Source organism: Methylobacterium sp. 285MFTsu5.1, from assembly GCF_000383455.1.
GTDB lineage: Bacteria > Pseudomonadota > Alphaproteobacteria > Rhizobiales > Beijerinckiaceae > Methylobacterium.
Genome location: NZ_KB911277.1, coordinates 97,454 through 123,652 on the forward strand (window position 1 = coordinate 97,454; position 26,199 = coordinate 123,652).

23 protein-coding genes and 2 pseudogenes are annotated in these 26,199 nt (G+C 72.4%); 13 read left to right on the forward strand and 12 right to left on the reverse strand.

The window, feature by feature from the left end:
• The first annotated feature begins 73 nt into the window (after positions 1-73).
• A complete protein-coding gene (locus tag H288_RS0114250; RefSeq protein WP_020093253.1) occupies positions 74-2,236 on the forward strand; it encodes a malate synthase G in 2,163 nt (720 codons plus the stop codon).
• A 214-nt stretch (positions 2,237-2,450) separates the two neighbouring features.
• Here the strand turns inward: H288_RS0114250 and flhB are convergent, their stop codons facing one another.
• Together flhB and H288_RS32375 are read right to left on the reverse strand one after the other, a co-directional pair.
• Positions 2,451-3,512: a flagellar biosynthesis protein FlhB gene (gene flhB, locus H288_RS0114255; RefSeq protein WP_020093254.1), complete on the reverse strand. Its 1,062-nt coding sequence runs from the start codon at positions 3,510-3,512 to the stop codon at positions 2,451-2,453.
• Between the two features lie 104 nt (positions 3,513-3,616).
• Positions 3,617-4,312: pseudogene (locus H288_RS32375) on the reverse strand (FliG C-terminal domain-containing protein); the annotation flags it as partial.
• Positions 4,313-4,318: 6 nt separating this feature from the next.
• Here H288_RS32375 and H288_RS33990 point away from each other — a divergent pair.
• The 4 genes and pseudogenes from H288_RS33990 (at position 4,319) to H288_RS32380 (ending at position 7,773) form a co-directional block, all read left to right on the forward strand.
• The gene (locus H288_RS33990; protein ID WP_020093256.1) at positions 4,319-4,459 is read left to right on the forward strand and encodes a hypothetical protein; all 141 of its coding nucleotides are present in this window, start codon (positions 4,319-4,321) and stop codon (positions 4,457-4,459) included.
• Entirely contained in the window at positions 4,456-5,703 is a 1,248-nt protein-coding gene (locus H288_RS0114270) for a chemotaxis protein (protein WP_020093257.1), read from the forward strand. The genes H288_RS33990 and H288_RS0114270 overlap by 4 nt, the downstream gene beginning before the upstream one ends.
• Positions 5,700-7,268: a flagellar hook-length control protein FliK gene (locus tag H288_RS0114275; RefSeq protein WP_020093258.1), complete on the forward strand. Its 1,569-nt coding sequence runs from the start codon at positions 5,700-5,702 to the stop codon at positions 7,266-7,268. Before H288_RS0114270 ends, H288_RS0114275 begins: the two co-directional genes overlap by 4 nt.
• Positions 7,228-7,773 (forward strand): annotated as a pseudogene (locus H288_RS32380) (transglycosylase SLT domain-containing protein). Before H288_RS0114275 ends, H288_RS32380 begins: the two are co-directional and overlap by 41 nt.
• 236 nt (positions 7,774-8,009) lie before the next feature.
• Here the strand turns inward: H288_RS32380 and H288_RS0114290 are convergent.
• Both H288_RS0114290 and H288_RS0114295 read right to left on the reverse strand, forming a co-directional pair.
• Positions 8,010-8,417, reverse strand: coding sequence for a hypothetical protein (locus H288_RS0114290; protein ID WP_020093261.1), 408 nt, complete (start codon positions 8,415-8,417; stop codon positions 8,010-8,012).
• 198 nt (positions 8,418-8,615) lie between these two features.
• Complete coding sequence (locus H288_RS0114295) at positions 8,616-8,807, reverse strand: hypothetical protein (RefSeq protein WP_020093262.1); 192 nt, start codon at positions 8,805-8,807, stop codon at positions 8,616-8,618.
• Between the two features lie 87 nt (positions 8,808-8,894).
• On the opposite strand from H288_RS0114295, the gene H288_RS0114300 reads away from it, so the two are divergent.
• Positions 8,895-9,167, forward strand: a complete 273-nt coding sequence (locus H288_RS0114300) for a hypothetical protein (protein ID WP_020093263.1) — start codon at positions 8,895-8,897, stop codon at positions 9,165-9,167.
• Positions 9,168-9,224: 57 nt separating this feature from the next.
• On the opposite strand, the gene H288_RS32385 is transcribed toward H288_RS0114300, so the two are convergent.
• Together H288_RS32385 and H288_RS0114310 are read right to left on the reverse strand one after the other, a co-directional pair.
• Positions 9,225-9,851 carry a cell wall hydrolase gene (locus H288_RS32385; protein WP_020093264.1) on the reverse strand — a complete coding sequence of 209 codons (627 nt, stop codon included), beginning with the start codon at positions 9,849-9,851 and terminating at the stop codon, positions 9,225-9,227.
• Positions 9,852-9,987: 136 nt separating this feature from the next.
• Complete coding sequence (locus tag H288_RS0114310; protein WP_020093265.1) at positions 9,988-10,314, reverse strand: multidrug efflux SMR transporter; 327 nt, start codon at positions 10,312-10,314, stop codon at positions 9,988-9,990.
• Positions 10,315-10,650: 336 nt separating this feature from the next.
• Between H288_RS0114310 and H288_RS0114315 the strand changes: the two genes are divergently transcribed.
• Complete coding sequence (locus H288_RS0114315; protein WP_020093266.1) at positions 10,651-11,880, forward strand: serine hydrolase; 1,230 nt, start codon at positions 10,651-10,653, stop codon at positions 11,878-11,880.
• Between the two features lie 49 nt (positions 11,881-11,929).
• Here the strand turns inward: H288_RS0114315 and H288_RS0114320 are convergent, their stop codons facing one another.
• The gene (locus H288_RS0114320; protein WP_020093267.1) at positions 11,930-13,351 is read right to left on the reverse strand and encodes a DUF4105 domain-containing protein; all 1,422 of its coding nucleotides are present in this window, start codon (positions 13,349-13,351) and stop codon (positions 11,930-11,932) included.
• Positions 13,352-13,985: 634 nt separating this feature from the next.
• On the opposite strand from H288_RS0114320, the gene H288_RS0114325 reads away from it, so the two are divergent.
• Positions 13,986-14,414 carry a MucR family transcriptional regulator gene (locus tag H288_RS0114325; protein ID WP_020093268.1) on the forward strand — a complete coding sequence of 143 codons (429 nt, stop codon included), beginning with the start codon at positions 13,986-13,988 and terminating at the stop codon, positions 14,412-14,414.
• Positions 14,415-14,634: 220 nt separating this feature from the next.
• On the opposite strand, the gene H288_RS0114330 is transcribed toward H288_RS0114325, so the two are convergent.
• Positions 14,635-15,588 (reverse strand): PAS domain-containing protein, encoded by a 954-nt coding sequence (locus H288_RS0114330; protein WP_020093269.1) that lies wholly within the window; start codon positions 15,586-15,588, stop codon positions 14,635-14,637.
• Between the two features lie 63 nt (positions 15,589-15,651).
• Here H288_RS0114330 and H288_RS35115 point away from each other — a divergent pair, with 63 nt between their 5' ends.
• From H288_RS35115 to H288_RS32390, 3 genes are all read left to right on the forward strand, one after another.
• Complete coding sequence (locus H288_RS35115; protein WP_158684214.1) at positions 15,652-15,870, forward strand: hypothetical protein; 219 nt, start codon at positions 15,652-15,654, stop codon at positions 15,868-15,870.
• Positions 15,871-16,366: 496 nt separating this feature from the next.
• The gene (locus H288_RS0114335; protein WP_020093270.1) at positions 16,367-17,302 is read left to right on the forward strand and encodes a sugar kinase; all 936 of its coding nucleotides are present in this window, start codon (positions 16,367-16,369) and stop codon (positions 17,300-17,302) included.
• A 119-nt stretch (positions 17,303-17,421) separates the two neighbouring features.
• Positions 17,422-18,207 carry a DUF502 domain-containing protein gene (locus H288_RS32390; protein WP_234083002.1) on the forward strand — a complete coding sequence of 262 codons (786 nt, stop codon included), beginning with the start codon at positions 17,422-17,424 and terminating at the stop codon, positions 18,205-18,207.
• 311 nt (positions 18,208-18,518) lie between these two features.
• Here the strand turns inward: H288_RS32390 and H288_RS0114345 are convergent, their stop codons facing one another.
• Positions 18,519-18,842, reverse strand: a complete 324-nt coding sequence (locus H288_RS0114345) for a hypothetical protein (protein WP_012318646.1) — start codon at positions 18,840-18,842, stop codon at positions 18,519-18,521.
• A gap of 297 nt (positions 18,843-19,139) precedes the next feature.
• Positions 19,140-21,359 carry an ATP-dependent DNA helicase RecG gene (recG, locus tag H288_RS0114350; RefSeq protein ID WP_245274505.1) on the reverse strand — a complete coding sequence of 740 codons (2,220 nt, stop codon included), beginning with the start codon at positions 21,357-21,359 and terminating at the stop codon, positions 19,140-19,142.
• A gap of 98 nt (positions 21,360-21,457) precedes the next feature.
• On the opposite strand from recG, the gene H288_RS0114355 reads away from it, so the two are divergent.
• Together H288_RS0114355 and H288_RS0114360 are read left to right on the forward strand one after the other, a co-directional pair.
• Positions 21,458-22,342: an alpha/beta hydrolase gene (locus H288_RS0114355; RefSeq protein WP_020093273.1), complete on the forward strand. Its 885-nt coding sequence runs from the start codon at positions 21,458-21,460 to the stop codon at positions 22,340-22,342.
• Between the two features lie 281 nt (positions 22,343-22,623).
• Positions 22,624-23,838, forward strand: a complete 1,215-nt coding sequence (locus H288_RS0114360; RefSeq protein ID WP_020093274.1) for a UbiH/UbiF family hydroxylase — start codon at positions 22,624-22,626, stop codon at positions 23,836-23,838.
• A 177-nt stretch (positions 23,839-24,015) separates the two neighbouring features.
• On the opposite strand, the gene H288_RS0114365 is transcribed toward H288_RS0114360, so the two are convergent.
• Both H288_RS0114365 and H288_RS0114370 read right to left on the reverse strand, forming a co-directional pair.
• Positions 24,016-24,360, reverse strand: coding sequence for a hypothetical protein (locus tag H288_RS0114365; RefSeq protein WP_020093275.1), 345 nt, complete (start codon positions 24,358-24,360; stop codon positions 24,016-24,018).
• Positions 24,361-24,521: 161 nt separating this feature from the next.
• Entirely contained in the window at positions 24,522-25,853 is a 1,332-nt protein-coding gene (locus H288_RS0114370; protein ID WP_234080755.1) for an AMP-binding protein, read from the reverse strand.
• Positions 25,854-26,199 lie beyond the last annotated feature (346 nt).

The window sequence follows — 26,199 nt, forward strand, 5'->3', positions numbered from 1 at the left end:
GAGACATCAAAAATTTTTCACGGCGCGTTCGATTTTTTCTGACGCGCGTCGCCACGCATCCCCGAGGATCGCCATGTCGAAGCTCGTCGTCGCCGAGGATCTCCGCACCTTCGTCTCCGAGGAAGCGCTGCCCGGGACCGGTCTCTCGGCCGACCAGTTCTGGTCGGGCTTCGCCGCGATCGTCCGCGATCTCGCACCGCACAACCGGGCGCTGCTCGACCGGCGCGACGGCCTCCAGGCCGACATCGACTCCTGGCACCGCGACCATCGCGGAGCGCCGCACGATCCGGCGGCTTACGCGGACTACCTGACGCGGATCGGCTACCTGCAGCCGGAGCCCGAGACCGTGCGGGTGACCACCGAGAACGTGGACGCGGAGATCGCCGCCATCGCCGGGCCGCAGCTCGTGGTGCCGATCTCCAACGCCCGCTACGCGCTGAACGCCGCCAATGCCCGCTGGGGCAGCCTCTACGACGCCCTCTACGGCACCGACGCGATCCCGCAGGACGGCGAGCTCGCGCCCGGCGCCGGGTTCAACCCGGCCCGCGGCGCCGCGGTGGTGGCCAGGACCAAGGCGTTCCTCGACGCGACCGCGCCGCTGAGCGTCGGCTCCTGGGCGGATGCCGTGGGCTTCTCGGTGACGGACGGCCGCCTCGCCGCCGATCTCGGCGCCGGTCGCAGCGCCGGCCTGACCGGATCGTCCGCCTTCGCGGGCTACACCGGCGACGCCGCGGCGCCGACCGCGCTCCTGCTGCGCCACAACGGCCTGCACATCGAGGTCGTCATCGACCGCGCGAGCCCGATCGGCCGCACCGACCCGGCCGGCATCGCCGACGTGGTGCTGGAGGCCGCCCTCTCGACCATCATGGATATGGAGGATTCGGTGGCGGCCGTGGACTCGGCCGACAAGGTCGCGGTCTACCGGAGCTGGCTCGGCCTGATGCGCGGTGATCTGACCGCCACCCTGTCCAAGGGCGGCCGCACGGTCGAGCGGCGGCTCGCCGAGGACCGGACCTTCACGGCCCCCGACGGCGGGCGCCTGACCCTGCCGGGACGGTCGCTGATGCTGGTCCGGCATGTCGGCCACCACATGTACACCGACGCCGTGACCCTCGACGGCGCCGAGATCCCGGAGACGATCCTCGACGCGGCCGTCACCGCGCTGATCGCCCTGCACGACCTGAAGGGCACCGGTCCGCTCCGCAACAGCCGGACCGGCTCGGTCTACATGGTCAAGCCCAAGCTGCACGGTCCCGACGAGGTCGCCTTCGCGGTGGCGCTGTTCGGGCAGGTCGAGGCGCTGGTCGGCCTCGCGCCGCGGACGCTCAAGATCGGCGTCATGGACGAGGAGCGGCGCACGACGCTCAACCTCAAGGCGGCGATCGCCGCGGCGTCGGACCGGCTGTTCTTCATCAACACCGGCTTCCTCGACCGGACCGGCGACGAGATCCACACCTCGCTGGAAGCGGGTCCGGTGGTCCGCAAGGACGCCATGAAGGCGACCGCCTGGATCCAGGCCTACGAGGACGGCAACGTCGATGCCGGCCTCGCCTGCGGCCTGCCCGGCCACGCGCAGATCGGCAAGGGCATGTGGGCCGCCCCCGACCGAATGGCGGCGATGCTCGACGCCAAAGGCGCCCACCCGGAGGCGGGCGCCAACACCGCCTGGGTGCCGTCGCCGACCGCCGCGACGCTCCACGCGCTCCACTACCATCAGGTGGATGTCCGCGCCCGCCAGGCGGCGCTCGCCGGCCGGGCGCCCGCGACCCGCGCCGCCATGCTGACCCTGCCCCTCGCCGAGGGCGCGTTCGCGCCGGAGGCGGTGCGGGAGGAGCTCGACAACAATTGCCAGGGGATCCTGGGCTACGTGGTCCGCTGGGTCGACCAGGGCGTCGGCTGCTCCAAGGTGCCGGACATCCACGAGGTCGGGCTGATGGAGGACCGCGCCACCCTGCGGATCTCCAGCCAGCACATCGCCAACTGGCTGCGCCACGGGATCGTGGATCGCGACGAGGTCGCCGCGGCCCTGCGGCGCATGGCAGAGGTCGTCGATCGCCAGAACGCCGGCGACCCGGCCTACCGGCCGATGGCCCCGGGCTTCGACGGGCCGGCCTTCCGCGCCGCCGAGGCCCTGGTCTTCGAGGGCGCCGGCCAGCCGAACGGCTACACCGAGTTCGTGCTGCACCGGTTCCGCCGGGAGGCGAAGCGGCTGGAGGCCCGCGTACGGGCGGCCTGAGGCCGCTCCCGGATCCCGGACGCGCAGCACCCCGAGACCGCCCCGAGACCGCCCCAAGACCGCCCCGGGCCCGCCCCGGGCCCGCCGACGGCCTGCGCGGCCCGAAACGCCGCGCCGCGGATCTGCCAGGGTCCGCGGCCTCTGCCGGTCGGGACGGGCCGACCGGTCAACGCCGCTGCCAAGCCGCTGCCACGCCTCGGCCACGCCGCGCCGGTCAGCGGCGCTTGCGCGTCATCACGTAGACCAGCAGGTTCGCCACCGCCCGGTAGAATTCCGCCGGGATCGCCTGGTTGACCTCGACATGGTCGTACATCGCCCGGGTGAGCGCCTTGTCGACGACGACCTCGATCCGGTGCTTCTCGGCGATCTCGCGGATGCGGAGGGCGATCAGGTCCGCGCCCTTGGCCAGAACCGTCGGGGCGTCGTTCTCGCTCTGGTCGTAGCGCAGCGCGATCGCGTAGTGCGTCGGGTTCGCCAGGATCATGGTGGCGCGGGGCACCGCCGCCATCATCTGCTTGCGCAGCCGGTCCTGCGCCAGCGAGCGCATCTTCGCCTTCACGAGCGGGTCGCCCTCGAGCTGCTTGAACTCGTCCTTCACCTCCTGCCGCGACATCCGCAGGTCGCGCTGCCAGCGCACGCGGGTCCAGACCAGGTCGCCGGCGACCAGCGCGATCGTCGCGACGCTCACGGCCGAGACGAGGCGCACCGACAGGGTCAGCAGGAATTCGGGCAACCCGACTGGATCCACGAACATGACATTGACGATCTCGTGGCGATCCGCGTGCAGGACCATGTAGGACATGCCGCCGATCGCGAAGAACTTGAACAGATTTTTCCCGAACTCGACGAACCCCTGCACACTGAAGAGCCGATTCCAGCCTGCGACGGGGGAGATGCGGGACCATTTCGGCTGGATCCGATCGAACACCACGCGCGGCGCGTTCTGGAAGATCGAGGCGGCGATGCCGGCCACGAGCAGGATGACCAGGACCGGCAGCAGGAAGCGGCCCGTCTCCAGGGCGAGGGCGTGGACGAGGCGCATCGCGTCGTGGCTCGTCTCCACGCTGAAGTTGCGCGGCTGCTCCAGGATCAGCGCGAGCCTCTGCACCAGCGGCAGCCCCTGATCCCGCGCCACGAAGACCAGGAAGATCAGCAGTCCCAGGATGGAGGCGAAGACGGGCGCTTCCCGCGAGAACGGCGTGTTTCCTTCCGCGATCGCGTCGCTGATCTTCTTCTCGCTCGCCGCCTCGGTCTTGCTCTCCCTGTCCTCAGACATCGCGGCGCCCCGAACTCGGGCCGCCGACGGCACCGCGCCGGTCGGCCCGGCGGGACGCGTCCGCCGGAGCGGCGCCCCGGAGCCGTCCCCGACCGGGGACGGTGCTAGCGGAAGTAGGTCTCATCCGAGTCGGCCGGGGTGAGTTCGATCTCGCCGCGCGACGCCATCTCGAGCGCCTGGTCGGTGATCGCGCGGCGCGCGTCGAGCACGTCCCGCTGGGCGGCGGGCTCGCCTCCCTCCAGCTCGTGCTCGACGAGGCGCCGGGCGCGGGCGGTCAGCGCGCTGAGCACGACGTTCCGCAACGGCCCGTTCGTGCCCTTCAGGGCGAGGATGACCTTCTCGTGCGGGACCTGATCGAAGAGCGTCGTCCGCGCCCGCGGCGTCATGTGGATGATGTCGTCGAAGGTGAAGAGCAGGCTCTTCAGGATCTCGGCCGATTTCGGGCGCGTCTGCGTGAGGTTGTCCAGGACCTCCTCCATGCTCTGGCGCTCCATCTTGTTGACGATGTCGGCCATGCGCGAGTGGGTATCCGCCGCGGCATTGCGCGCCAGGTTGATCATGAAGTCCTCGTGGATGGTCTGCTCGATCATCTTCATGGTCGCGTCGACGATCGGCTTGAACGTCAGCATCCGCCGCATGACGCCGTTGCGCAGCGGCGCCGGCAATTGCGCCATCACCTTGGCGGCGCAGGCCGGCTTGACCTTGGACAGCACGAGCGCCGCGGTCTGAGGGTGCTCCTTGATCAGGTAGCCCGCCAGGGCGGTCTCGGACCCGTTGGAGATGCGGTCCCAGATCGAGCGGCGTACATGCTCACCCGGGCCGGGATCGACGAAGCGCGGATCTGGCGCGTCGAGGGCGCCGCGGACCGGACGCCGCGCAACGCCGCGGATCCGAAGGCTCCGGAGAACCGGCGGATCGAGATTCTCCTGCAGGGATCTCCAGGATGAAGGTGTCCCGGACCGGGCGGATCGTGGCGGCCGCCCTCGGCCTGCTCATCGCGGGGAGGGCCGCCCCCGTCGCCGCGGAACCGGCGGGCGGCCCTCCCGCCGCCCCGGCCGCCGACCCGCAGGCGCCGACGGGCGATCCGGTGCAGTGGGTGCGCACGCTCCAGTTGCTGCAGGATCGGGTCGCCGCCGGCTCCCGGGCCGCCCACGAGAGCCAGCCGCTGCTGATCGCCCGGATCAACGCGGATCTCCTGGCCGCCCCGCCCGAGATCTGGGGCCGCCGGAGCAATCTCCGGGCCGCGATCACCTTCGCCCTCAGCGGCGGCGGTCCTTCCGTCCTGCGCCGGCTGACGGCTCAAGACGGCCTCGGCGAGCCCGAAGCGACGCTCGCGCGCGGGGCGCTCGCCTATGTCGAGGGGCGGGAGGCCGAGGCGCGGCGCCTGCTCCAGGACGTCGACACGACGGATCTGCCGCCGACGCTCGCGGGCGCCATCGGCCTGACGCAGGCGTCGCTCGCCGTGCCCGACCAGCCGATCCGGGCGATCGCCCTGCTCGACCGCGTCCGGGTGCTGCTGCCGGGCACTCTGACCGAGGAGGGCGCCCTGCGCCGCGAGATCTTCACCCTCGGTCAGATCGGCGACCTGAAGACGTTCGAGGCGCTGGCGATCCAGTACCTGCGCCGCTTCCCGCACTCGATCTACGCGGGCAACTTCCGGCAGCGACTGGCCTATCAGCTGACGCAGTTCGATATCGGCCACGACGCGGAGCGCTTCGCGACCCTCAACAGGATCCTGGACGAGCTCGGTCCCGAGAGCCGGCGCGACCTGTATCTCGTGGTCGCCCAGACGGCGATCCAGGCGGGTCAGACGGCCGCGGCGCTCCGCGCCAGCGAGAAGGCCCTCGCGCTGTGCGCGCCCGGAAGCGCGGAGGCGACCCGGGGCCAGCTCTACCGGGCTGCCGCCGAGATCGTGAGCCTGGCGACGTTCCAGTCCGGGTCGCGGACGCTGAGATCGCTCGACAGGGCCAAGCTCACGGCCCGCGACATGCCCCTCCTCGAGACGGCCCTGTCGACCGCCGAGGCGATCGGACGCGGGCTCGCCGGCCGGCCCGGCCTGCCGGAGGCCGACGCCGCCGCGAAGCCGGCGCGGGCGGCGCCGGATCCCGCCGACGGGCCCGCGAGCCTGATCCCGAAGGCGCAGGCCACGATCGACCGGATCGATCTGATGCTCAGCAAGGCGACCCCGTGAACACGATCTCCACCGCGGTCCAGAAACCCGTCCCCAAACCCGATCGGGATGTCGCACCGTCCCCGCATCCGGCGGGCGACCTTCAGGCGCTGCCGGATGCGGCGGTGCGGGGCGCCTTCGACCTGGTCCTGCGCGCGGTCTCGGGGGGAACGCCCGCCGCCCGACCCGAGACCGACGGGGGTGAGATGGACGAACCGGAGGGCGCGACCGGGGAGGATCGGCGGCCCGAAGCCGGCGCATCGCCCGCGCCGCCGCCGTCACCGGGCGATCCCGGCAGCGCCGCCGCGGCGCTCGCCGAGATCCTGAGCGCCGCCGTCCTGTCGGCCCGTCCGGAACTGCCCGCGGGCCACGGGACCGGTGCTCCGGGACCGGCCCCATCCGCCGCATCCCCGGCGGGCCCCGACGCGGCCCCGGAGACCAGCCTCGTGGGAAATCTCGAGGCGGCCCGCGCGGACGCGTCGCCGCGCGCCGGGCCGAGCCCGGGCACCCTGCTGCAGGGCGGCCCCCCGCAGGTCGAGGTCCTCGACCGGGCGGTTCACTTCAAGCCCATCCTGCCCGAGGCGGCCCGCCACGCCCTCCCGGCCGCCGCAGCGGCAACGTCCGCGTTGCCGGCCGTCCCGAACGCGGCGGACGCTCAGCCTCGACCCGTCCGCCCCGGACCGGTGGCTCCGGCCGTCGCCGGGCCCGATCCCGCTCCGATCGCGCCGGCCGCCCAGATCGCCGCCCAGATTGCCGCGCAAGTCGCCACCCAGATCGCCGGGACGGTCGCCGGGAAGGTGAACGCAGCGCCGCCGAAGGCGACGGTCGCCCTCGCGACCGATCCCGAGCCTCGAGCCGGCGATGCGTCGGCCCGCGCTGATGCGTCGGCCCGCACCGCGACGGGGATCGATGGGCCGGGGGGGCTCACGGCACGCGAGGACAACCGTTCCCGCTCCGGCATCGCCGGACTCCTCCTCGCCCCCACCGGCCGGCAGGGGCCGCCGGGCGTCCCCATCCCGGGTCCCGGCAACGGATCCGGGACCGAGCCGGCCCGACTCGCCGCCGTCCTGCCGACGATCGCGGCGGCCATCACGGAGGAGATCGAGCGCGCGACCGCGGCCGGACCGGAGCGTCGCGTCGGCGCCGATCCGGCGATCCCCGCGGCTCAGGACGGGCCGCTCCGGGTGCTCAAGATCCAGCTCCGGCCGGAGAGCCTCGGGATCGTCACGGTGGAATTGCGGCTCGTCGACGGTCAGCTCGAGACCCATCTGCGCGCCGCGCGTCCCGAGACGGCGGCGATGCTGCAGCGGGATTCGGCGATCCTCACCGAACTGCTCAAGCACGCGCATTACCGGCCCGAGATCATTGTCGAGCCGGTTCGCCCCGGCGACGCCGGGTTCTCCGCGGGCGGATCACCGTCCCAGGGCCAATCCGGGCTCACCGACGGCGGCGCCCGGCCGGGTCACGGCGGGGACGGGCAGCGGCAGGCAGACCAGCGCGCGGCGCAGCGGCCGACGCTCGGCAGGCGCGACGGGGAGCGGACAGATGAGACGGTACGTCCTCGCGACGGCGGCGTTTATCTGTAGCGCCGCCCCGGTCGCCGGGACCGTGTGCGAGGCCGAGATGGGCCGTGCCGCGGCCCGTTACGGCGTGCCCCTCGGCGTGCTCTACGCGGTCGGCCTCACGGAGACGGGTAAGCGCGGCTCGCTCCAGCCCTACGCCATGAACATCGAAGGGGCGGCCTATTTCGCGACCGGGCCCCAGGACGTGCTGGCCCACTTCGCCGCGGCGCGCCGCCGGGGCGCGCGCCTGATCGATCTCGGCTGCATGCAGATCAACCACCACTATCACGGCGAGAAGTTCGCCTCGGTCGAGGCCATGATCGACCCGCGCGCGAACGTGGACTACGCGACGCAATTTCTTCGGGATCTGAAGCGGCGGGAGGGCAGCTGGACGATGGCCGTGGCGCGCTATCATGCCGGCCCGCACAACAACGCGGCGCAGAAGATCTAGATCTGCCGGGTCGTGGCCAACATGGTCGCCACGGGCTTCGGCCAGTGGACGCCGGCCGCGGCCCATTTCTGCCGGTGATCGTCCCGGCCGGGGCGGAAGAATGCGGACCGGGCCCGGTCAGGGAACCAACCGAAGGACCGGGCCCTTTCGGCAGAGGCCCCGTCACCGGCCCGGAGGAGCCGCATGACCGACGCCCCAGACCCGCCGGAAGGACCGCCCGGGAAAACGGCGCTGCTGGTGGTCCTCACCCTCACGGCCGTTGCCGCCGCCGCGTACGTCCTGATCCACATGGACTAGGTTGCCCGGCGACGCACCTACAGGGTCCGACAATTCCCGTAGCTGACCTTGACGTCGTTGCGCTCCTCGGGATTGAGCTGCGCCTCGACGAAGTTCATCTTGTTGAGGTCGATCAGAAGGAAGTAGACGCCGTTCTGACACTTGATCGCGTTGCGCGGCGTGCGCTCGTTCAGCCGCGGCGAGGCTGTCTGGCACTCGTAATAGTCGGAGCGCCCGGCCGAGATCACGGTCAGCAGGCCGCCGCTGGAGACCAGCGAGAATGTCCGGGCCTTCTGGGATTGCAGTTTGGCGCCTTCGGGTGCGGCGACATCGAGACTGGTCGACGCCTCCACCGTACACGTCATCGGACGGCGCAGCTGGGGGACCGCGGGCGTGATGCTCAGCAGGAGGAGCGCACCAGCGAGCGCTACCCGTTCGGCGATCATCGGCGAGGGATCCGTGATTCGTGGGTAGTTTCTACCCAGAAGCTAGACCGTTATCCATCCTTGTAAATGCCGCCTGCTCGGATCGATGGGCCGATCAACAGATTTGCCGCCCGCTCCATTGCATCGCGCCAAGGATTACGGGCCAGGCCGGTTCTTCCGCCGGGACCCGATCCGACCGGAATGCCGGCGAAGCGCGCTCTAATCCGCCAGGGCGTCCGGATTGTCGTTGGCGGCCGGATCGGGATCGCGCCGCGCCGCGATCTCCGTACCGATCTCCATGAGCAGCAATCGGGACAGGAGTTGCATCGTCGCCGTGCCGTGCGCGACCACGAGTTGATGGGCCAGGATCGTCGCCTCCACCATGCGGTCAAAACCGTCGTCGTCGGACATGGCGGTGCAGTAACCTGGTTGAATGCCGAGCATACAACTTAAAGGTAAGGATCCGGTTCGACCGCCCGCGCAGAAACAGGATTTCCCATGATCCCGACCGTCCAGGCCGACGCGCTCCTGGGGAGACTGGCCGAGGCCCTGGGGAGCCCGGTCGAGATCTTCTTCGCCGAATGCGCGCCGGCGACCGGGCGCACATCCGGGGACGCGTCGCCGGATTGCGACGCGCTGCCGACGCTGGAGCTGCTCCGTCTGTGGGAATCGCTGCGGGAGCCGGTGCGCCGGGAGCGGGTGCTGGCCGCCGCCCGGCAGGAGGCCCGAACCCTGCGGGCGAGCCGCGCCGAGGACGCGGCGGCCGGCTGACCGGAGCTCACCGCGCGCGCAGATCCGGGACGCGGCTGTCGGATCGGGCCGTCTCGATCAGGGGCCCGCGGCGGGCGGCGCGGGTACGGCCGCGAAGGTCAGGGCCGTCGCGGGCAGGGCGGGCGTGGCCAGCCTGTCCTGCTGAGCCGGCTTCTCCGGCTTCTCCAGCTTGGCCGTTCGCCTGTCGCGCTTCTCGTAGAAGGCGTTGCCGCCGGCGACGGCCACGTAGTGCATGTTCGTGTAGGGGAAGCGGTGGCCCGCGGTGTGGAAGAACATCGCCTTCCCGACCTTCGGGTGCCGCTCGCCGGCCAGGACGGCGTCGGCGGCGTCGGCGACCTTCTGCAGGTCCTTCTCCTGCATCGGCTTGGTGAGGACGCCCGGCGCGAACTGGCCCGGCTGCCCGACCACCGCGCAGATGCCGCCCGGGAAGATCGCGTTCTCGAGCCGGTTCATCACGACCGTGCCGACGGCGACCAGCCCGTCGCTGTCGCTCCTGTTCGACTCGAAGTACATGGCGCGGCCCAGACAATCGCGCTCGGCGTCGCTGACGACCATCGGCGGCTTGCGGTCGGGGATCGATCCCGTCGTGAGCACCGGCGACGCGGTGTTGCAGGCCCCCAGGCCGCCGGCCGCCGCCAGAACGATCAGTGCAGGACCGACCTTCGTCCTCTCGCTACCCCGCATGCATCCGCGCTCCGTGCTCCTCCAGCCTGACCAGCCAGGCGGTGTTCCACTCCGACCGGACGAAGGCCAAGCTTGACGGCACGTTCGCGGCGAGGATGTGGCGAGGCTGTCCCGTTTCGGGACCGGACCGGGAGCCTCAGTGCTGGCCCTGACCCGCGGCCAGGACGGTCACGCCCAGGGCGATCACCCCGATGCCCACCAGCATCGTCGGGTTGAGCGCCTCGCCGTACAGCCACGCGCCGCCGAGCGCCGCGCCGATCATGCCGATCCCCGACCAGATCGCGTAGACCACGCCGATCGGCAGCATGTCCATGCTGGTCGACATCAGCCACAGGGCGGTGCCGTAACCGAGCGCCACGATCACCGTCGGCCCCGGGCGGGTGAGGCCGTCGGCGGCCTTCAGCGCCAGGGTGGCGGTCACCTCCGCGCCGATGGCGAGCCCGAGGATCAGGTACGGATTCATGGCACGGCGGACTTTCGGGCTGCGCGGGCTGGGTGAGTCGGGCGGTCGAGGCGTGTAGAACCAGGTTCGAATCGGACGCCCGCGCGGACGGGGCGGCGCTGGGCCGGCCCGGATCCGCGTCGAAACGGCCGCGGACGTCGGCGGTCGCCGGACACAAGGCCACAGATCCGTGAACATTTCCGAACCGGCGGCTCGCCGCTTCGCGGGCGACGGACCGGCCCGGCGCCGGGGCCGATTGGGGCTTTCGTTAAGGCCTGCTGATCATGGTGACCGCGCGCCGTCCCGCCCCGGGGCCGGCCGCGCGACAGCGACGATCCAGAGCGACACAGATCCAGCATGACCGCGTCCTTGGCGATCCCGGATTCTCCGGCCCGCGCGCGCCGGGGCCGCCGCTGGGGCGCGATCGCCGCGGCGGGCGGCGCCGCGATCGCGGGCTGCGCCTGGACCGCGGCCGCGCTGATCAACGTCCCCGATCCCGTCACCCTGACGGCGCTCGCGGTCATCGAGCCGTCGTCGGTGGGCACGTGGTTCCCGAGCCGGATCGTCCAGGCCCCGGCCCGGGCGAGCGACCTGCCGGCGCGGCCGCGCCCGATCCTCGACCGCGTCCCCTGGAAGGGGAAGACGGTCCCGCTGATGACGGTGCTGGAGGCGACCCACACCAACGCGTTCCTGGTGCTGCAGGACGGCGTCCTGATCCACGAGTGGCAGCGCGCAGGCACCGGACCGGAGACACTGTTCCCCTCGTGGTCGGTGGCGAAGTCCATCGTCTCGCTGCTGGTCGGCGCCGCGGTGGCGCGGGGTCAGCTCGCCGAGACCGACCGGGTCTCCACCCTCCTGCCCGAGCTGCGGAACGGCGCGGTCTTCGGCCAGATCACCGTGCGCAACCTCCTCGACATGGCGAGCGGCATCGCCGTGCCGGAGAACTACGACCCCCGGCATCCCCTGACCGGCACCGCCGGCATGTACCTGACGCGCGATCTCACGGCCTTCGTGCGCGACAACGCCCACCTGGCGTTCAAGCCCGGCACCAAGGGCCGCTACCGCAGCATCGACACCGAGCTGCTCGGCCTGATCCTCGCCCGGGTCGAGGGCAAGCCGCTGGCCGACATCCTCTCGGAGCGGATCTGGAAGCCGATGGGCGCCCAGGCCGACGCCACCTGGAACCTCGACCGGCCCGGCGGCATCGAGAAGGCGTTCTGCTGCATCAACGCGACGGCCCGCGACTTCGCCCGCCTCGGCCTTCTGGTGGCCGACCAGGGCCGGTCGGGCGATCACCGCATCATCCCGGGCCGCTGGATCGAGCGGATCATGACGCCGGCCCGGCGCGACGTCGACGGCTGGCAGTACTCGGCCCAGTGGTGGCACGCCCCGGGCGGCGAGGACGACGACATCTCGGCGATCGGCGTCTACGGCCAGTACATCTACGTGAACCGCGCGACCGGCACGGTGATCGTGAAGCTCAGCGACCACGGCGCCGAGCAGGACGAGGTCGACACGCTGGCGGTGATGCAGGCCATCGCGGGCGACCTCGCCGCCGGCCGCCCCGCCGCCCGCAAGGACCCCTGAGCGGGCGACCGCGGTCCCGAGTCCCGATCGGGCCGGGATCGGGCCGGGATCAGGCTTCTGTCGGGCCGGCTCCCGGCACGGAGGGCTGCCGGGCGATCGGGCTCAGGGGCGCGAGGTCCCGCGCCCGCCAGTTGCGCAGGAGCCGCCAGCCGACCCGCTTCCAGGCGATCGACGGCACCGGCGAGGCCGGATCCACGAGGGCGCTCAGCGCCCGCGTGTAATCGAGCACGAGGCCCGGGGTCCAGGTCATGGACCGCGCCCCGTTGCGCAGGAAGGCCGCCGCCCAGAACTCCGGCGTGGTCAGCGCCGCCGCGAGGCGCCGCCAGGGATGCCCGCCGCGGCTGAACGCGCCCTCCACGGCGATGTCCAGCGCCCGCGCCACCGTGGTGGAGCAGTTGCGGCTGATGAAGTTGTAGGTGGTGTCGCGGCTGTACTGCGCCCAGAACGCCCGCAGCCGGGCGGCGTCGATGCCGTTCAGCGTCACCGCCACCGTCGCGGGGCACCAGTCCGCCACCTCCGCGGCGTGCGAGGGCAGGAAGCGCCCGGGCACGTCGTTCTCCGGGCCCGCGCGCAGGCTCGAGCGCAGGTTGGCGGGGGAGCGGTCGATCTCCACCGCGGGGTAGTGGCTGACGTAGAGGTCGTCGCCCTGCTGCAGGGCCGCGTGGCCGGTGGAGAAGCGCCCGGCCTTGTCGACGGAGGCGACGTAGCGCCGGATCAGCCGCTGGCCGGCGGGGGTGGTCGCCTGCCCGGTGGGCGTCCAGACATAGACCGTCAGGCTGCCGGGCTCGTCGCCGCCGACCGACACGACCGACACGGCCGGCTCGGCGGTGCCCAGGCGCCGGGTGCGCAGCCCGACCAGCGCGAGGTTGGCGCCGTTCAGGATCAGGAACATGCCGATGCAGTAGCCGACCGTGCCGGCGTACCAGGTCGGCCAGGGCTGGAGATGGAACAGGCCGAAGGCGATGCTGAGGCCGCCGAGGGCGACCGACATCCGCCAGCCAGCGAATTTCAGCAGGCCGGCGATCGTGATCCGGACGAGGCCGTCGACCACGAAGGCGACGCCGAAGATCATGGCGAGCAGGAAGGTGCTGTGCTTCGTGGCCATCATGATCAGCACGGCCATGACCGACAGCAGCGCGCCCTTGGCGAGGCGCAGGCGGCGCGCGGCACCGATCGCGGACGCGCCGACGAGGAGGGAACTCACGCCCTCGGCCAGGAGGATCAGGCCGAACCACCGGTCCGGGACGTGGAGCGCACCGTCGAGGGAATCGATCACCACCAGGAGGCCGAGCGACGACCACAGCAGGCCGGTGGCGGCGATGAGGTGCCAGTGACGGCGGACCGCGGCCCGGCCGACGAGCAGCATCCAGAGGGGCGGCATCCGGCCGCCGACCGCGTCCGCGGCGCCCGGTCCGGGCGCTTCGAGCGCGGAGAGCGCGCGCGGGATAGTGGTCGCACAGGGTCCGGACATAGGGGTCGCCCTCGATAGCGCGCGTCGACGGGCCTCTCGCACGGATGCCGCCGTGCCGTCACGGCCGGAACGAGGCTCCCGACGCGCGAGCGTTTCGCGACGCGCCCGGCGCGCACGATCCACGCCTTGCCTGAGAACTTTGTTAATCGCGGCCCGGTCGCGGCGCCAGCGCCCGCGGAGAGGCCGTGGAGAAGCGCCACGGCCCCCGGGATCCCGTCGCGCGCCGCCCGACCGATGGTCAGCAGGGACGCGGGCCGCGGTCCGATCGACCCGTAACCGGGCGGCATCCGCGATCCGTCCCTGTCTCCGCCGCTGATTCGCGCCCCTGCAGCCCGTCATCGCGCGGCCGTTCGCAGTCATCGCGGACAGCCTCACGGACCGGAGGCCGAAACTGCGCACTGTTTGCGAGACGCCGCAGGCCTGGCAACCTCATGTTGCCTCGCAAGAACAGAAAATGTTCAAAGAACATCCTAAGATAAAGTATAGACAAAATAGACAGTTTTTGTATAGTTACACGCCAATCTTGGCACACTCGAAGCAATTCGGCGCATGCTTGGGCGGTAAAAGCTGATCCTAGCCTCAGCTTTATCGATGCGCCGGTTTTCATGCCTCGAATTTCGGTACTGGGGGATTCATGAACACCATCGATCTGAACGAAAAGACCTCGGACCTGAACACAGACCTGATCAAGTGCACGGCATCACTGGTCGCGGCCTACGTGTCTCGGAATGCGGTGGGCGTGGGCGACCTGCCGGTTCTGATCGACCAGGTGCACACGGCCATATCGGTGCTGCAGGGCGGCGGCTCGGGATCCGGTCCCGGCTGGACCGGCCCGACGGCGGCGCAGATCGAGGCTTCGATCCAGCAGGACGGCCTGATCAGCTTCATCGACGGCCGGTCCTACAAGACACTGAAGCGTCACCTCACGGCGCACGGCCTCACGCCGGAGCGTTACCGGGCGAAGTACGGCCTGCCGGCCGACTACCCGATGGTGGCCCCGGGCTACGCCGCCAAGCGCTCGGAGATCGCCAAGGCGATCCAGCTCGGACACAAGGCGGCCTGAGGCGGCCAGGCCCGCACCGCCCTGGATCGGCGGCCCCGTCCGGGCCGCCGCGGGACACGGGCGCGGGAATGCCTGACGGCGGATCGCCCGATCCGCCCGTCCCGGTCTCCGCGCTGGGGTCGGGGGGCCCCCGGGGGGGCCAGCGCGGAGACCGACCCCGATGACCCGGTGGGGCGGGGCAGGGCGGATCCCGCGAGCGCCCGCCGGTCGCGGGATCCGCTCAGACCCGGGCGACCGCCAGGGTCCCGTCATCGATGGGGACGAACCGGACGCCCGCCCGGCGCAGCGCCTCGACCGCGTGCAGGCGGGACCGGCTTCCCCGATGCTCGCTGTCCTCTTCCAGACGCCGCACGGTGGAATGCGACAGGCCGCTCGCCTGAGCGAGCTCCATCATCGACCAGTCGAGGAGCGCCCGCGCGGCCCGCAGGTGGTAGCCGCTCACGGAATGCTCCAGCCCCTCGTGCAGGCCGCCGGGGGGCGGGGCGTGGTTGCGGACGGGGTATTTGAGCCCGCAGCGCCCGAGATAGGTCCCGTCCGGATCCCAGACGGGCATCGTGAGGATCCGGAAGTGCCAGAGCTCGCCGTTGGCGAGGCGCTCGTGGGCGCCCCCCTGGAAGAACGCCCGCCGCTCGATCTGCTCCAGGGCCGCTGCCCGGAAGCCCGCGCGCTCCTCGGGAACGATCAGGATATACGGCTCGGCGCAGATCTCCTCCAGCGGGAGCCCGTGGACCTGGGCGACGGCGAACGGGATGTCCCGGACGCGGTCGAGCCCCATCGAGAAGGTCGTGATGTGCTCCGTGAGGTAGAGCGCGCTCTGCCGGCGGCGCTCTTCCTGCCGCAGGCGCGCCAGCTGCTCGCGGTCGCTCACGTCGAGCGCCGTGCCGCTGAGGGCGACGGGCCGCCCCTCCGCCGAGACGCGCACCTCCATCGTCAGCGAGAGCGTGCGCACCGTGCCGTTCGTCCGGATCACCCGGACGATGACCTCGCGGGGCACGTGCCCCTGCCGGATGTCCGCCAGCGCCGGCATGAGAGGCCGGTCCTCGGGATGGATCAGGCTCAGCAACAGGTCGTAGCGCGCCTTCGCGGCGTTCGGAACGAGCCCGAGCAGCCGGTAGAACCCGGGCGACCAGACCTGCTCCTCGCCCGCGAAGATCCAGCTCCAGGCCCCACTCACGCCCCGACTTTCCGTGAGAGTCAGGAACTCTCCCGACGAGAAAGTCAGAGCGCTTAAAGCAGTATGGAACATCTCAGCACCGTTCGAACCGTATCACCGTTCCCGCCGTTCGGCCACGAGAATTTTTTCGGCACAACACTTCACCATTCATCCGGAATTTCTTCAGATCCGGCACGTATCTCCATCGATATGGCGCCCGCGATCGACAAACATCTTGCATCGACATTCCAGCCCGAGGCGGTTTGTTCCCGATCGAACGGATTCGTTCCTGCCGCGCTGTGAACGGAGGTTTCCGGGATCCCCGACCGCATCCCGCCCCTCCGCGCGTTCGGCACACACCGTCACGACAGCAACGCGACCGGATCTCGCTCGACAATGACCCCTGTCGCGAAGTAACTTCTCTGACCTTCGGTGTTTAAGAATGGTGATTTTCCGCTCTGGCATTGAATCGAACTTCAGAAAAGCGCGACGTCGATGTTCTATGACGAGTCATGCACGCATATTACAGATTTTATTGTGAATTTTATTGATTGTATATGATTCATAATCGGTCATTGTGCGAATATTACAATACGTTTGCCAAATTATCGATATGCAAATCCCACGAAATCGAGCGACTGGCGCGCTGATCCTTGGATCGTCGAGGCTCCTCAGACGGGCGCGCGACGGGGCCACGCGAGCGCGGCCGGCGCGGCGAGGTCGGAACCGGGACCGGTGGCGATTGACAGGCCGGGCCGTACAATGCGGGGACACGGGGTCGCGCACCGGGAGGAACCGCATGAGGGTCGCCTGCATCGGCGAGTGCATGGTCGAACTGTCCGAACGCCCGGACGGGAATCTGGTCCGGGGCTTCGGCGGCGACACGCTGAACACCGCGCTCTACCTCGCGCGCCTCGGCGTCGCGGTGGACTACGTGACCGCGCTGGGCGACGACATCTGGAGCGACGAGATGGCGGCGGCCTGGGGCCGCGAGGGCATCGGCCTCGACCGGGTCCGGCGCCTGCAGGGCCGGATGCCGGGCCTCTACATCATCCGCACGGATGCCGACGGCGAGCGCAGCTTCCACTACTGGCGCGACCGGGCCGCGGCCCGGGACCTCTTCACCGAGCCGGGCGCCGCCGAGACGGAGGCGGAGCTGGAGCGCTACGACCTCGTCTACCTGTCCGGCATCAGCCTCTCGCTCTACGGCGAGACCGGGCGCGCCGCCCTGTTCGAGACGCTGTCGCGCCTGCGGGAGCGGGGCGGGCAGGTCGCCTTCGACACCAATTACCGTCCCCGCGGCTGGCCCGACCGGGACGAGGCCTGGGCGGCCTTCCGCGCGGCCCTGGACCTGGCCGACGTGATCTTCGCCTCGGCCGAGGATCTGGACTGGCTGTTCGGCGCGGCGGGCGAGGACGAGGTGCTGCGCCACCGCGGCCGGGCCGAGATCGTGCTCAAGACCCTGGACGGATCCGGCCCCGTCGCCCGGGTGCTGCACGGCCCGGCCGACACCGCCGTGCCGGCCGGGCGCGCCGCGCGGGTCATCGACACGACGGCGGCGGGCGACAGTTTCGCGGCGGGCTACCTCGCGGCGCGCATCGCCGGGCTGGCACCGGAAGCCGCCGCCGCTGAGGCGCACCGCCTGGCCGGGGCGGTGATCGGGCATCGCGGCGCCGTGATTCCCCGGGACGCGATGCCGGTCCCCGCCGCCCGACCGCCGGGTCCGGACGTCTGAGGGAGGCGGGGCCGCCCTTGAGGCGGACAAGCGCAACCGCTACCTCTCTGCCAGCGGGGGACGGCTCCCGCAGCGTCATCGCCGCGCGTGGTGCGGCCGAGAGGGCACCCGTGGCGCCGATTCCCCCGCCGATCCAGGTTCCCGAACCCGACGCCGCGGCGGGCGGCGGCGCGCCGAAGACGCGGGTCAGCGCGCGCGGCCGGCTGCGCACCTATTTCCTCACCGGAATCATCGTCGCCGGCCCGCTCGCCATCACGGCCTACATCACGTGGTGGTTCATCGCGCTGATCGACTCGTTCGTGAAGCCGCTGGTGCCGGCGAGCTACCTGCCGGACCATTACCTGCCGTTCTCGATCCCGGGCCTCGGCCTCGTGATCGCGTTCCTGGCGGTGACGCTGCTGGGCTTCCTCACGGCGAACCTCGTCGGACGCTCGGTGATCGAGTTCGGCGAGGTCCTGCTGGCGCGGACCCCCGTGATCTCCGGCCTCTACAAGGGCCTGCGGCAGATCTTCGAGACGCTGTTCTCGGCCAACGGCACCTCGTTCCGCACGGTGGGGCTCGTGGAGTTCCCCGTGAAGGGCACGTGGTCGGTGGTGTTCCTGTCCGCCCCGGCGGCCCACGAGGTCGAGGGGGCGCTGCGGGCCCGGGGGGCGCCGGCGGACGACCTCGTCGGCGTCTTCCTGCCCTGCGCGCCGAACCCGACCACGGGCTTCTTCTTCTACCTGCCGCGCGCGGAGGTGGTGGAGCTCGCCATCAGCGTCGACGACGCCGCCAAGCTGGTGATGTCGGCCGGGGTGATCCAGCCGGAGGACCCGCAGGGCCGCCTCAACGCCATGGCGGCCACCCTGCGGACGGCCCAGCAGGCCGGCGGACCGCTGCCCCGCCGGGAGCCGCAGGACGCGTGATGCGGCGCCCGGTCGCCGGCTTCGTCGCCGTCTCGGCGGCCTGAGCCACCCCGTCTCGCGCCACGGTGCAGGACGTCCCGCTGCCCTGGGTCGCTTCGCTGCGCTCGCGATGACGGCAGCGTCGAAGCGGAGGCGACCTCCGGTCCGCTCAAGGGGCCTTCCCGAGGCGCCGGCGCGCGATCCAGGCCTCCTGCGCGCCGAGCTCACCGCTCCTCGGCTTGAGGGAGACCGTGGGATTGGCGGCCATCGTCCACGAGAAAGGCCGTCCCGCGCGCGCGGGACGGCCCTGAAATGATCAGACTGCTATCGGCTCAGCGCTGCAGCGAGGCGGTCTGCGGCGCGATGGTCGGCGGCGTCGCCTGCGCGACCGTCACGGCGCTGCGGGGCGCCGTCGGGCCCCAGCCGGAGGCGCATTGCAGGGTAAGGGCGAGGCCCAGCGCGATGCAGAGCCCGTTGGCGGCCAGCCAGAAGGGCCGGGACGCCCGACGCACGGCGGCCTGCAGCTCGTCCGCGGTCTTGCCCGCCGCCTCGGCGGCGCGATCCGAGATCGGCAGGAGCCAGGGCTCGGTCGGCAGGGCGTGGGCACCGGCCATCTCGTGGGAGCCCGGCAGGCCTTGGAACAGTCCGTTCGACATGTCCGTCCTCCAGATTCGTCCGTGATGTCCCGGCTTACCGGGCCATTCGTTCATCTCCAGTTAAGGGAAGAATATGGCTGATGCAAGGTCACGAGGCCTGTCCGGAGCCTCTTGGACCGCCCGTACGGCGCCGCCAAGCTTCCGCGCGATCCCGTCAAACCTCTGAAACGAAACACTTTTTCAGAGAGCCTGTGACATCGGCGCATCGGAGTACCGATCCGGTCGCGCGGCGGCGATTCCGGATCCGGCCGTTCAGGAAGGCCGGACTTTCCTGAACGGATCCGTTCAGGAAACCGTTCATCCGGCCCCGATCAGCCGGATCGCGGCCTCCCGCTCGAACAGGTAGAGCAGCACCCGCAGCGCCTGTCCCCGCGGACTCTTGAGGCCGGGATCGCGCTCCACGATCATCCGCGCGTCGTCGCGGGCGGCCTCCAGCAGGGCGGCGTCGCTCTCCAGCCGCGCCAGCCGGAACGCCGCCATGCCGGATTGCCGGGTTCCGAGCACCTCGCCCTCGCCGCGCAGCTTCAGATCGGCCTCGGCGATGCGGAAGCCGTCCTCGCTCGCGCGCATCATCTCCAGCCGGGCCCGGGACACCTGCCCGAGGGGCCCCCGGTAGAGCAGCAGGCACGAGGAGGCCTTCGAGCCGCGCCCGACCCGGCCGCGGAGCTGGTGCAGCTGCGCCAGCCCGAAGCGCTCCGCGTGCTCGATCACCATGATGGTGGCCTCGGGCACGTCAACCCCGACCTCCACCACCGTGGTCGAGACCAGGAGCTTGGTCTCCCCGGCGGCGAACCGCGCCATGGCGGCGTCCTTCTCGGGGCCGGGCATCTTGCCGTGGATCAGCCCGACCGCGTCGCCGAAGTGCTTCCGCAGATCGTCGAAGCGCTCGGCCGCGGCGGCGAGGTCGACGAACTCCGATTCCTCCACCAGCGGGCAGATCCAGTAGACCCGCTCGCCCCCGGCGATCGCCCGGGCGAGGCCGGCCACGACCTCGTCGATCCGCTCGGTCGGCAGCGTGATCGTCCGGATCGGCTGCCGGCCGGCGGGTTTCTCGTCGAGGATCGAGACGTCCATGTCGCCGAAGAAGGTCAGCGCCAGGGTGCGGGGGATCGGCGTCGCGGTCATGACCAGGAAGTCCACCGCCTCGCCCTTGGCGCCGAGCGCGAGGCGCTGGTGGACGCCGAACCGGTGCTGCTCGTCCACCACCGCGAGGCCGAGGTCGCGGAACGTCACCGCCTCCTGGAACAGGGCGTGGGTGCCGACGAGGATGTCGATCTCGCCCGCGGCGAGGTCGGCCAGCGTGCTCTTGCGCTCCGCGGCCCGGTCGCGGCCGGTCATCAGGCGCAGGCGCAGGGGGCCGGCCAGCGGCCTCAGCCGCTCGAAATGCTGCCGCGCCAGGATCTCGGTGGGCGCCATCAGGGCGGCCTGACGCCCGGCCTCGACCGCCGAGGCCATGGCGAGCAGGGCCACCGCGGTCTTGCCCGAGCCGACATCGCCCTGGAGCAGGCGCAGCATCCGCCGGGGCGCCGCGAGGTCGGCGCGGATCTCCGCCACCGCCCGGCCTTGCGCGCCGGTCAGCGCGAAGGGGAGGGCGGCCTCGAGGCGCCCGCTCAGGGCGCCGTCGCCGGCATTGACCCGGCCGGCCTTGCGCCGCTGGCGGGCGCGCAGGAGCGCCAGCGCCAGCTGCGAGGCGAGGAGCTCGTCGTAGGCGAGCCGCTTCCGGGACGGCGTCGCGGGCGGCGGCTGGAGCGGGTCCTCGGCCTTCGGCGGCGCCTCCTCGGGGCGGTGCTCGAGGCGGAGCGCGTCCGCGAAGGCGGGCAGGCGGTTCCGCTCCAGCCAGGCCGGGTCCTGCCATTCCGGCAGGACCGGCAGCCGGTCGAGGGCCGCGACCGCGAGCTTGTTGATCGCCCGGGAGGTCAGCCCCTCGGTGGCGCCGTAGACCGGCTCGACGGCGGGGAGTTCCGCGAGGCCCGCCTCGTCCACGATCCGCGACGGGTGGATCATCTGGCGGGTGCCGTCCCAGAGGTCGATCCGGCCGGTGATGTAGCGGTGCGACCCGAGCGGCAGCATCTTCTCCACCCGGGCGCGGGGCATGCCGAAGAAGACCAGGGAGATGTCGCCGGAGGCATCCTCCACCAGCACCCGGTGCGGGCGCCGGCCGGGCCCGGCCTGGGCCGGGCGGTGCGCCACCACGGTGACGCCGATCGTCACCGGCTCGCCGGTGGGGGCCTCGCTGATCGAGCCCATGAGCTTCCGCGCCACGCCGCCCTGGGGCAGGTGGAACAGCAGGTCCACGACCCGGGCCTCGCGCTCGGGGGTGCCGAGCAGCTTCTCGATGAGCGGCGCCATCTTCGGCCCGATCCCCGGCAGGGCGCGGGCCGGCGCGAAGAGCGGGTCGAGGATGCTCGGCCGCAGGGGCGGGGCGACGGCAGGCGCGGGGGCGGCCTCCGCCGCCGGCGCCTCGGCCGCGTCGGAATCCTTCAAGGCCGGGTCCTGAGTCGCGCGTGCATCTGTCATGGCGGTTCGGCGGACATGGTGCCGGAGGCGCCTTATCATCCGGTGCATCCCGGCGCGCCAGTGCGGCAGGATGGAGACCGACCCCGGAGACCGAATCCATGGCCCGCGACTTCCTGCCGGGTTTCGACCGGCACCGGATCGAGACCGCGCCCGGCGTGACGATCAACGCCCGCTCGGCCGGGTCCGGGCCGCCGGTGCTGCTCCTGCACGGCCACCCGCAGACCCTGTCGACGTGGCTCCACGTCGCGCCGCGCCTCGCCGAGCGGCACGCCGTGGTGGCGATGGATCTGCGCGGCTACGGCGATTCGGCCAAGCCCCCGGGCGGCGAGCGCCACGTCGCCTATTCCAAGCGCGCCATGGCGGCCGACGCGGTGGCGGTGATGCGGGCGCTCGGCCACGAAAGGTTCGCGGTGGTCGGCCACGATCGGGGCGGGCGCGTCGCCCACCGCCTCGCCCTGGATCATGCGCAGGCCGTGGAGCGGATCGCCGTGTTCGACATCGCGCCGACCGCGACCATGTACGCGCGCACCGACAAGGATTTCGCCACACGCTATTTCTGGTGGTTCTTCTTCATCCAGCCCTATCCCCTCCCGGAGACGCTGATCGGGGCCGATCCGGAATACTTCCTGCGCCACCACGTCGAGGGCCAGTCGAAGACCCCCGGCTCGACCCCGCCGGAGCTCTTCGCCGAGTACCTGCGCTGCTATTCCGACCCGGCCTGCCGCCACGCGATCTGCGAGGATTACCGGGCGGCCGCCGGGATCGACCTGGAGCACGACGCGGCCGATGCCGAGGCCCGGATCACCGCGCCGCTGCTGGCGCTCTGGGGCGCGAAGGGCGTGGTCGGCCGGACCTACGACGTGCTGGAGACGTGGCGCGAGAAGGCGACCGACGTGTCGGGCCGGGCGCTGGATTGCGGCCACACCCTCCAGGAGGAGCGGCCGGACACGGTTGTCTCGGAGCTTGCGGCGTTCCTGGGTTGACGGACTGCGGCGCCGTGGCCCCGCGTCGCCGGTCTTGGCAGATCCGCTGAAAAGCGCAGATACGAGACGTGCCGGGCTCGCGAACAGCGTCCCCGGTTGATGACTTCGACACCGCCGTCATCGCGAGCGGAGCGAAGCGACCCAGGGTGGCACCAGGCTTCCTGACGTCCCGCTGCCCCGGGTCGCTCCGCTCGCGAGGACGGGGCCGCGCATCAACCGGAACCTTGGGAAGCCCGACGCCACACTGTCCCGAGCGGGACGCGTCGATCGTGCAGGACACCATGCCGGAGGACACAAACACCGTCTTCGAGGTCGCCGTGGTCGGGGCCGGGGCCGCGGGGCTCGCCGCCGCCCTGGCGGTCGCCCGCGAAGGGATCCCCACGGCGCTGGTCGGGCGCCACGCCCCGGTGGCGGACGGACGGACCGTCGCGCTCCTCGACGGGTCGGTGCGCTTCCTGGACGCGCTCGGCGCCTGGGAGGCGGTGGCGCCGCACGCGAGCCCGCTCTGCACGCTGCAGATCGTCGACGACACCGGCAGCCTGTTCCGGCCGCCGCCGGCGCGGTTCCGCGCCGCCGAGATCGGCCTCGACGCCTTCGGGTGGAACGTCGAGAGCGCCCGCTTGGTCGAGAGCCTGCGCGCCCGCGCCCGGGCGCAGGACAACCTCACCCTGGTCGAGGCGGACGCCGCCGGCGCCGTGCCCGGCGAGGCGGCCGCCCGCGTCGCGCTGGCGGACGGGCGTGCCGTCGAGGCCCGGCTCGTGGTGGGGGCCGACGGGGCCCGCTCGCCGCTGCGGGCCGCCAGCGGCGTCCGCGTGCGCGACTGGACCTACCCGCAGAGCGCCATCACCACGATCCTGGCCCACGCGCGCCCGCACCGCGACGTCTCCACCGAGTTCCACACCCGGTCGGGGCCCTTCACCCTGGTGCCGCTGCCCGGCGGCCACCGGTCCAGCCTCGTCTGGGTGACCGGGGAGGGGGCGGCCCGGCGGCTCGCCGCCCTCGACGACGCGGCGCTGGGGCAGGCGGTGGAGCGGCAGGCCCGGGCGATGCTCGGCGCCATGCGGGTCGACGGCCCCCGCGGCCTCGTGCCGATGCGCGGCCTCGCGGTGGCGACCCCCGTGGCCCCGCGGCTGGCGCTGATCGGGGAGGCGGCCCACGTCTTCCCGCCGATCGGCGCGCAGGGGCTCAATCTCGGCCTGCGCGACGCCGCGACCCTGCGCGACGCGGTGCTGGCCGCCGTCCGCGACCGCCGCGATCCCGGCTCCCGCGCCGTGCTCGACGGCTACGCGCGGGCGCGCCGCGTCGACACGGCCGCGCGCACCGCCGCGGTCGATCTCCTCAACCGCAGCCTGCTCACCGACCTGCTGCCGGTCGACGCGCTGCGCGGTCTCGGCCTGCTGGCGATGACGCAGCTCGGACCGCTGCGGCGCCTGGTGATGCGGGAGGGCGTGCTGCCCCGGATCGGCGCGCCGGAGCTGATGCGCGCGGCGCGCTAGGACCGTTCCCGATCGTCTCGCGCCAGCGGCGCCCCCTTTCCCGCGCGGGAGAGGGGACCCGCGCCTCGTGCGGCACCGGCAGTGACAGGGAGCGGTCGGACGGCGCTTCCCGGAGGCGGCCTCAGGCCCGGCGCGAGCGCCCGGACGCCGCGACCTCGGCGCGCGCCGGGGCGGGCCTCAGAGATCCGGCTGGGCGGCGACGTAGGCGCCGAGCCGGGTCGCGAGATCGACCGGGCCGCCGCCTCGGGCCTCGCCCGAATCACCGATGAGGATCACCGGGATGCCGCGCTCGCGCAGCTGGCCGCGGAGGCGGGCCGCGCGGCGGGCGTAGGCGGGATTCCGGCGGGTGGGCGCCTGGAGCAGCACGGCCGCCGGACGGGCGATCACGGTCAGGACGTCGTCGGCCGCCTCCATCGAGGCGGTCACGCTCGCGTATCCGAGGCTGGCCAGCTCGCCCGAGAGGGACCGGTCCACGGCGCGGACGCCGTCGTCGACCACGAGCACTTGTTGCAGCGCACCCATAAGCTTGAGCGGTACTCCATCCCGGACGGCTTGGAAAGATAGCCGTCACGACAATCCGATGCAGAACCCGCGAAGAGGCGGATCGGATCCGTCGGTTCGTGTGCAGATGCGAGATTATCCGCGCCGCCTGAGTGCCGGATGAACCGGCGATCGTCCGCCGTTCAGGCGGAGGGGACGGTCGCGACGGTGGCGGCGATCGCCGCGACCGCCCCGTTCGCGCCCCCGTCCGCGCGGAGCGGGCGGAAGCCCGTGCTTCGCCACGCCAGGGGGTCCGTCGCCGGGATCACGCCGCGGGTGAGCGGGGAGGCGGCGCAGGCCGCCCCCCGGCAGGCGAGGTCGCCGTCGGCGCCGGCGGCGAGGTCCAGGAGATCGCGGGGTAGGAAGGCCTGCCCGGGCTCGGCCAGGGTCGCGGCGAGGTCGTCCGGGCCGGGGCGGGTCAGTACGAGCGCCTCACCCAGGACCAGCGAATCGAGGCGCTGCGGGCCCGCGGGCCCGGCGCCCCGCGGGGTCAGCCGGGCGGGCGCGCGGTGGACCACGTCGAGGACCCGGACGGTCCAGGGCAGCGGCAGGGCAGCGAGAGCCGATTCGACCCGCGCCGGGACCACCAGCCGGGTCGGAACCGGCCGCAGCAGGGCGGCGCGGAACCCGGTCTCGTCGAAGGGCAGAACGGTCTCCAGGCCGGCGCCGGCCGCCAGGGCGGTGCCCAGGCCGGTCACGAGGCCGCGCAGGTCGTGGCCGGGCAGGAGCGTCAGGACCCGCTCGTCCGCGGTCAGGGGCAGCGCGTCGAGATGGGCGGCGACCGCCGCCGCCAGCGCCGCGGCGGTGCGGTAGACCGGCCGGCCGGGATCGCCGCCCGCGAAGGTGACGAGGCCGCGGCCCGGCGCCGGCTCGACCACACCCCGCTCCAGGGCCATCGCGTCGAGGCTGATCACGCCGTCCGGCACGCTCGGGCCGAAGGCCGCGAGGTAGCGCAGGGCGAAATGGCGCATGGCCGCGCGGGTGAGGTCCTCGGCGGGCCGGCGCGCGCCGCGGCGGCCCTCCGTCAGCACAGCGACGAGGCCCGCGGCCTCGATCCCGGCAGAGAGCTCCGCCTCGTCCCAGAGGGCGGGCATCGCGCAGGGCAGGTGGCCGGCCGCCTCGACGGCGAGGTGGGCGAGGGCCGATTCGGCACCGCCCGAATACCATAGCCCGATCCGGCTGCCGGCCGGGAGCCGCCACGCGGCGATCCCGCGGGCGAGCCGACCGACGATCTCGGCGGCGGCCGCGTAGGTCCAGGTGATGGACGGGCGCCCGCACCACGCGACCCGGTCCCCCGAATCACGCAGGAGGGTGCGCTGCGGGCCCGCCAGGGCGGCGGCGAACAGGCGGGTCGCGAGACCGTCGGACAGGCGTCCGGACAGGACTCCGGACAGGCCGTCGGGCCCGTCCTCGGATCGCGCGGACGCGTCCGGTGCGGCGTCTTCCGCCCACTCCGCCACCGCCAACGCGCTCAAACCCGCCGCCCCCGCCGATCCTGCAGAACGCCTATCATCTCGGCCCGACAGGGTTAACCGACCGCTAAGAGCGGCCGCGCCGCTGGACGCCGCCGATCGCTGCCGGAGGGCGTCCGGAAGGCCTTCGGCGGCGTCCGGCGGCGCGGCCCGATCACGCGCTCGTGCCTCGCGGCCGCGCAACGTCGCGCTTGCGGCCGGGCGGATGGGAGCCTATCGGGGGCCGGGCGCGGTCGGGACGGTTCCGACAGCTTCCCCGGCCGCGGTGTCATGCCTTCGCCTCATTCGAGGGGAAAGGCAGGCCGCCCGGTCGCCGGGGAGAGGGATGCGCGCAGACGGCGCCCGTCCC

Excerpts from the sequence above, each read along its gene's own strand:
- H288_RS0114250 (WP_020093253.1), top strand. The coding sequence starts at position 74 with ATGTCGAAGCTCGTCGTCGCCGAGGATCTCCGCACCTTCGTCTCCGAG.
- flhB (WP_020093254.1), bottom strand. The coding sequence starts at position 3,512 with ATGTCTGAGGACAGGGAGAGCAAGACCGAGGCGGCGAGCGAGAAGAAG.
- H288_RS33990 (WP_020093256.1), top strand. The coding sequence starts at position 4,319 with ATGCTCACCCGGGCCGGGATCGACGAAGCGCGGATCTGGCGCGTCGAG.
- H288_RS0114270 (WP_020093257.1), top strand. The coding sequence starts at position 4,456 with ATGAAGGTGTCCCGGACCGGGCGGATCGTGGCGGCCGCCCTCGGCCTG.
- H288_RS0114290 (WP_020093261.1), bottom strand. The coding sequence starts at position 8,417 with ATGATCGCCGAACGGGTAGCGCTCGCTGGTGCGCTCCTCCTGCTGAGC.
- H288_RS0114295 (WP_020093262.1), bottom strand. The coding sequence starts at position 8,807 with ATGTCCGACGACGACGGTTTTGACCGCATGGTGGAGGCGACGATCCTG.
- H288_RS0114300 (WP_020093263.1), top strand. The coding sequence starts at position 8,895 with ATGATCCCGACCGTCCAGGCCGACGCGCTCCTGGGGAGACTGGCCGAG.
- H288_RS32385 (WP_020093264.1), bottom strand. The coding sequence starts at position 9,851 with ATGCGGGGTAGCGAGAGGACGAAGGTCGGTCCTGCACTGATCGTTCTG.
- H288_RS0114310 (WP_020093265.1), bottom strand. The coding sequence starts at position 10,314 with ATGAATCCGTACCTGATCCTCGGGCTCGCCATCGGCGCGGAGGTGACC.
- H288_RS0114315 (WP_020093266.1), top strand. The coding sequence starts at position 10,651 with ATGACCGCGTCCTTGGCGATCCCGGATTCTCCGGCCCGCGCGCGCCGG.
- H288_RS0114320 (WP_020093267.1), bottom strand. The coding sequence starts at position 13,351 with ATGTCCGGACCCTGTGCGACCACTATCCCGCGCGCGCTCTCCGCGCTC.
- H288_RS0114325 (WP_020093268.1), top strand. The coding sequence starts at position 13,986 with ATGAACACCATCGATCTGAACGAAAAGACCTCGGACCTGAACACAGAC.
- H288_RS35115 (WP_158684214.1), top strand. The coding sequence starts at position 15,652 with ATGGAACATCTCAGCACCGTTCGAACCGTATCACCGTTCCCGCCGTTC.
- H288_RS0114335 (WP_020093270.1), top strand. The coding sequence starts at position 16,367 with ATGAGGGTCGCCTGCATCGGCGAGTGCATGGTCGAACTGTCCGAACGC.
- H288_RS0114345 (WP_012318646.1), bottom strand. The coding sequence starts at position 18,842 with ATGTCGAACGGACTGTTCCAAGGCCTGCCGGGCTCCCACGAGATGGCC.
- recG (WP_245274505.1), bottom strand. The coding sequence starts at position 21,359 with ATGACAGATGCACGCGCGACTCAGGACCCGGCCTTGAAGGATTCCGAC.
- H288_RS0114355 (WP_020093273.1), top strand. The coding sequence starts at position 21,458 with ATGGCCCGCGACTTCCTGCCGGGTTTCGACCGGCACCGGATCGAGACC.
- H288_RS0114360 (WP_020093274.1), top strand. The coding sequence starts at position 22,624 with ATGCCGGAGGACACAAACACCGTCTTCGAGGTCGCCGTGGTCGGGGCC.
- H288_RS0114365 (WP_020093275.1), bottom strand. The coding sequence starts at position 24,360 with ATGGGTGCGCTGCAACAAGTGCTCGTGGTCGACGACGGCGTCCGCGCC.